At 25.2% G+C, this 5085-nt stretch carries 6 protein-coding genes; 2 read left to right on the top strand and 4 right to left on the bottom strand.

Features of this window, described 5'->3' with window-relative positions:
* The first annotated feature begins 157 nt into the window (after positions 1-157).
* On the top strand, positions 158-406 hold the full coding sequence (locus G3997_RS02285; RefSeq protein WP_296647442.1) for a zinc ribbon domain-containing protein: 249 nt from the start codon (positions 158-160) through the stop codon (positions 404-406).
* 20 nt (positions 407-426) lie between these two features.
* Here the strand turns inward: G3997_RS02285 and G3997_RS02290 are convergent, their stop codons facing one another.
* Together G3997_RS02290 and G3997_RS02295 are read right to left on the bottom strand one after the other, a co-directional pair.
* The gene (locus G3997_RS02290; protein WP_296647445.1) at positions 427-2610 is read right to left on the bottom strand and encodes a DNA topoisomerase; all 2184 of its coding nucleotides are present in this window, start codon (positions 2608-2610) and stop codon (positions 427-429) included.
* A 79-nt stretch (positions 2611-2689) separates the two neighbouring features.
* The gene (locus tag G3997_RS02295; RefSeq protein WP_296647450.1) at positions 2690-3319 is read right to left on the bottom strand and encodes a hypothetical protein; all 630 of its coding nucleotides are present in this window, start codon (positions 3317-3319) and stop codon (positions 2690-2692) included.
* 343 nt (positions 3320-3662) lie between these two features.
* Between G3997_RS02295 and G3997_RS02300 the strand changes: the two genes are divergently transcribed.
* A complete protein-coding gene (locus tag G3997_RS02300; protein WP_296647454.1) occupies positions 3663-4070 on the top strand; it encodes a hypothetical protein in 408 nt (135 codons plus the stop codon).
* A gap of 124 nt (positions 4071-4194) precedes the next feature.
* Here the strand turns inward: G3997_RS02300 and G3997_RS02305 are convergent, their stop codons facing one another.
* Together G3997_RS02305 and G3997_RS02310 are read right to left on the bottom strand one after the other, a co-directional pair.
* Positions 4195-4767, bottom strand: a complete 573-nt coding sequence (locus tag G3997_RS02305; protein ID WP_296647458.1) for a manganese catalase family protein — start codon at positions 4765-4767, stop codon at positions 4195-4197.
* Positions 4768-4811: 44 nt separating this feature from the next.
* Positions 4812-5085, bottom strand: a 274-nt coding sequence (locus G3997_RS02310; protein WP_442971208.1) for a spore coat protein CotJB, incomplete at its 5' end; no start/stop codon positions are given.

The following is a 5085-nucleotide window of genomic DNA, read 5'->3' on the forward strand; positions in this document are numbered from 1 at the left end:
TTAACTTGAATATATTTAAATACTTTAATATAATATGTATATTGATATATTAAGTGTAATAAGAAAGCACCTCTTAATGTAAATATGTGTGAACTTTATAATAGGTTTAATGCATATTATTATGTAGAGGTGTTTTATTATTTGGGAGGGATATATTATGACTAAATGTCCAAGATGTGGAAAGGATGTCTCATCACGTCCTGGAACTATATGCCCAAGATGTGGACTTAGAGTATATGAAGTTAATGAAAAAGTGAGATGTCCAGAACCTAGTTGTAGAGCTTTAGTATCTAAAAAGTTAGATTATTGTCCTAAGTGTGGATGTAAATTAAAGGGATATAATCTTTCTGAAATTATAAAAATGGCAAGAACGAAAATTGATGAAACTTTTAATGATAAATTTTAAGGTTGCTAAAATTAGCAACCTTACATTTCTATATCCCATCCAAAATATCCATTTTCTTTTTTAGAATATTTTAATACTGCATCAAATTTATTGCCTTGTTTTGATGTAAGAGATTTTACCTTAGCAGAACCATTTTTTAATATACTTTTAACCATAGTTTTGTTAGGCTTTTTCTTATAGTATTCTAGGAATTTATCATTTTTCCAAATTCCAAATTTACATTCTTTATAGTTTTTACATATAAATCCTTTTTCTATTTCTACAACATCACCTTGGCATATAGGACATTTTCCTAAAGAATCATTTCCATCTTTAACTTTAGTAGATTTAGTTTCTTTAGATGTATTAGACTTAGATTTAATATTTGATTCTTTAGAAAATTTCTTAGTTTTAGGATTATATATATAGTTTTCAGTACTTATATTTTTAGGAATATCTTTTTTTATAAGTTCAACATTATTAACTATAAAGGTCATTATATTATTTAAATATTCTTTACGTGTAAATTGACCTCGTTGTATATCACTTAAACTTTTTTCAAGTTTACCTGTGTAGTCAACGTCAAATAATTCTTTAACTGGGAAAATTTCAACTAAGTTTTTGCCTAAGTCAGTTATAAAATAAGATTTACCTTTTTTACCTACATATCCAACTTGAGATATCTTTTTTAATACATCAGCACGAGTAGCAGATGTTCCAATTGAATATCCAGATAAAACTGTAGTATCATCATCTGAAACATTTTTACCACAGTTTTTCATAGCCTTAAGTAAGGTATCTTCTGTATAAGGTTTAGGTGGAGTTGTTTGTTTAGTTAAAGGTTTAATTTCTAAAACTTCAACTATATCGTTAATATCTACACTTGGAAGTAGATCATCTTTTTCTTCTTTATTATATACTTCTAAATATCCTTTTGACTTAAGGACCTTACCTTTAGTTAAGAATATATTTGAATCTACATCTGTTTTAATTTCAGTATTTTCATATTCAGCAGGTGGCATAAAGTTTGCAATAAATCTATCTTTTATAGCATTGTAAACTATTTGTTCATCTGCATTTAATTTAGTAGGTACTATATAAGTTGGTATTATGGCACTATGGCTATCAACTTTAGAGGAATCAAAAACTCTTTTAGTTTTAGTAAATTTGATTTTATTTTCATATTCAAGGCCAACCTTTAATTTATCTAATGTTTGAGATACTTTAGATGTTAAGCTTTCCTCTAAGTATATAGAATCAGTTCTAGGATAAGTTATATATCCACCTTTTCCGCTACCTTCATAAAGAGATTGACATACACTTAATACTTTATCAGATGTAAAGTTAGAGTATTTAGAAGTTATATATCCTTGAAGAGATGTTAAACTAAATAGTTTAGGTGCATATTCTTTAGACATACTAACTTTTTTGTCTATAATTTTACCTTCTTTAGAATTTATACTATCTATAACTTTATTAACTTCTTCTATATCATCAAATTTGCTTTCTTTTCCTTTTATATATTTACCTTTATACTGGCCATTTTTAGAGTTAAAGTTTCCTTCTATTTCATAATAAGTTTTAGGTATGAAATTTAAAATTTCCATATCTCTATCATAAACTAACTTAACAGTTGGAAGTATAACTCGTCCAATATTAAGTAATTTTCCATTACCATACTTTAAAGTTGCGACAGATGTGAAATTTATTCCTATTAACCAATCTGTTATAAGTCTAGTATATCCAGCAGCCTGTAAATTTCTCATATCAGTATCATCTTTTAAGTTATTAAGACCACGAGTTATATCTTCAGGAGTCCATTCATTGACTAAAATCCTTTTTACTGGCTTTTTATTTTTAGCTAGTAAGAATATTAAAAAAGAGATAAGCTCTCCCTCTCTATCATTATCAGTTGCATTTATTATATATTCTATATCATCTCTATGTAAGAGTTTTTTCACAATATCGAATTGCTTTTTTTTAGAACTATCTACTTTAAATTTAAATTTATCTTGAGGTATAAATGGAAAATTATTAAACTTCCAAGAACCAGAATATTTATCTTTATCATAATCTTTCATATCATATAATCCAACTAAGTGACCAACAGCATATGTAACTATATACCCGTTACCTTCAAAGTATCCATCACATCTAGTTTTAGCACCTAAAAATGATGCTATGGTTTTAGCTACAGAGGGTTTTTCTGCTAATATAAGTTTCATAGTAAAACCTCCTTTTATACTTACTTATATATCACAACTTTATATAATATCATAAAAAAAGAAAAGACTGCAAGGCAGTCTAAAAATTATAATTAAAGTTATTATTGTTATTGGTTAATCCTTTTAAATAATAATCAACAAAATTTTCATTACAAGTATCATCCATTAAATTAACAAATGAGATATGATTGATATTATTAGTATTTAAGTGATTGTGATGATAATTTAGAGTTATTCCAGATATAGTACATGATGATAGTGGATTAATATATATCTTTTGAGTATCTGACAATGATGTAAATATTTCATAAGCTTTATTATTATCAATTAAGTATGCATAATTTATAAGGGAATCTAAATCTTTATAAATACTACATAAATTAGCTAAACAATCTAATTCATTTAGATTTAAATAATTATGTTTATATCCACCTAATATTATATACACATTATCTTTATAGAGAGATTTGAATAAAATTATTAATTTGTATAGTTGTTCATTTAACTCAAGTGGTAAGTATATATACAAAGGGTTATAATCATCAATTAAAATATTATAGTTGTATAGTAAATTATTTAAAAAATTAGCATCAATATTATAATTAATATTATTTTTATCATTATAAATTAAATATAAATTACCATATAAAGTGATATCATATATATTTTCTAGCTTTTGTTTCATCCAAGGTATAGGTAATAGATTCATTATATCCCTCCAAATAGTATAATAAGTACTTATTTAAAGATTTATATTCTATAAAAAAATATAGTATTCCTTTTTAATATGTATACTAAGATTATTAACAAAATATTCATYTCCTTTTATCTGCTGATTATATTTTTATTATATCATACTTACTTAATTTATACTTACCTATACTAATATAAGGAATAATTAACTCGTTGTGATAGTTAAATATGATTATTGTAAGTACTAAAGTCTAACNNNNATAAATATTTATTTATAAAAGACTTTTTTATAGTGTATAAATAAGGGCATATATTGAAAATAATAAATATTATAATAACAAAAGATAAGGAGTAATATTATGAATGTAATAACAGATTTCTATCAATTTAAATACAGTAGAGAATCATATTATATAGATTTATTTATAAATACAAAAGCTCTTTTAAATATTGAACAAGCTTTAGACGAAATATTATCTAGCTTTTATACAACAAAAGATGAGCAGTGTGCATATATGAGGCTGAAAGAATTATTTAAATCATCTAGAGAATCTGCAAATTCTATATATGCAGAAGTGAGAATGAATAAGTGTTATTTAAAATATATTAAGAATCTTAGCTATTATTTTTATAATAGAGTAGAATATGCAGCTTTGAAAGTGCTAAGTGAATACTTGCAAGTATTTTTAATTGAAGATATAGATAATATATCTACATTTAGTAATTTAAATGAAGATATAAAGGTAAGAGTATTATCTAATATATAAATTAGACTGTTTAATATAAGCTAGATTTTATAAGTATTTAATCAAGCAATAAAATTTATTAAACTCAAAATATAGTAAATAAAAAGCAACGTATATTAGTATACGTTGCTATGAAAACTAAAATTTAAAATACGTGTTTACTTTCAGTAAAGTCATAAACGTCCATTAAAGCTTCCCCAAATCTTTGATAATGAACAATTTCTCTTTCCCCTAAGAATCTTAAAACATTTATTATATCAACATCATCTGTTAAGTTTATAAGTTGATAATATGTTGCTAAAGCTTTTTGTTCAGCAGCCATATCTTCATGTAAATTAGTAACTGAGTCACCGAAAACATTTATATATGCTGCAGTCCAAGGAACTCCATTTGGGTCAGAAGGGAATATACCATGTCCCCAAACTGCATATTTTGGTCCAAGTCCAGCTGCTTTTAGCTCATCTGGAGTTGCATTTTCAGTTAATTGATATAACATAGTAGAAATTATTTCAACATGAGCCATTTCTTCTGTACCTATATCAGTTAGTAAAGCTCTTGATTTACCAGTTGGCATAGTGTATCTTTGTTGAAGATATCTAATAGCTGCAGCTAATTCACCATTAGGTCCTCCTAATTGAGTTAATATAAGCTTAGCCATATTAGGGTCTGAATTTTTTAAATTAACCGGATATTCTAATGTTTTTTGATAAACCCACATATATTGATTCCTCCTATAAAAATTTTATAATTTATTATCATATTTTAGTTATAAAACTTATTATCCCAAGGCCATGGTTCTTCGATCCATTGCCAAGGACAATTACTTTTACCATATCCAAAATTAGTTAAAGGCCCATATTTACATTCATAATTACGTATAACTTCATTTAATTGTTTTGAAAAATTATTATACATGTTTACAGCACACATGTCATCAGGATGATTATCTAAATATAAGTTTAAATCTACACAAGCAAAAGTTAATTCTTGAATTTTTAATATTATGTCAGATTTATTTGATTGAGCCATTATCTTT

Source organism: Romboutsia sp. 13368 (assembly GCF_018336475.1).
GTDB lineage: Bacteria > Bacillota > Clostridia > Peptostreptococcales > Peptostreptococcaceae > Romboutsia.

What these genes read in the sequence shown, in the direction of transcription:
- G3997_RS02285 (WP_296647442.1), top strand. Translation starts at nt 158, where the DNA reads ATGACTAAATGTCCAAGATGTGGAAAGGATGTCTCATCACGTCCTGGA.
- G3997_RS02290 (WP_296647445.1), bottom strand. Translation starts at nt 2,610, where the DNA reads ATGAAACTTATATTAGCAGAAAAACCCTCTGTAGCTAAAACCATAGCA.
- G3997_RS02295 (WP_296647450.1), bottom strand. Translation starts at nt 3,319, where the DNA reads ATGAATCTATTACCTATACCTTGGATGAAACAAAAGCTAGAAAATATA.
- G3997_RS02300 (WP_296647454.1), top strand. Translation starts at nt 3,663, where the DNA reads ATGAATGTAATAACAGATTTCTATCAATTTAAATACAGTAGAGAATCA.
- G3997_RS02305 (WP_296647458.1), bottom strand. Translation starts at nt 4,767, where the DNA reads ATGTGGGTTTATCAAAAAACATTAGAATATCCGGTTAATTTAAAAAAT.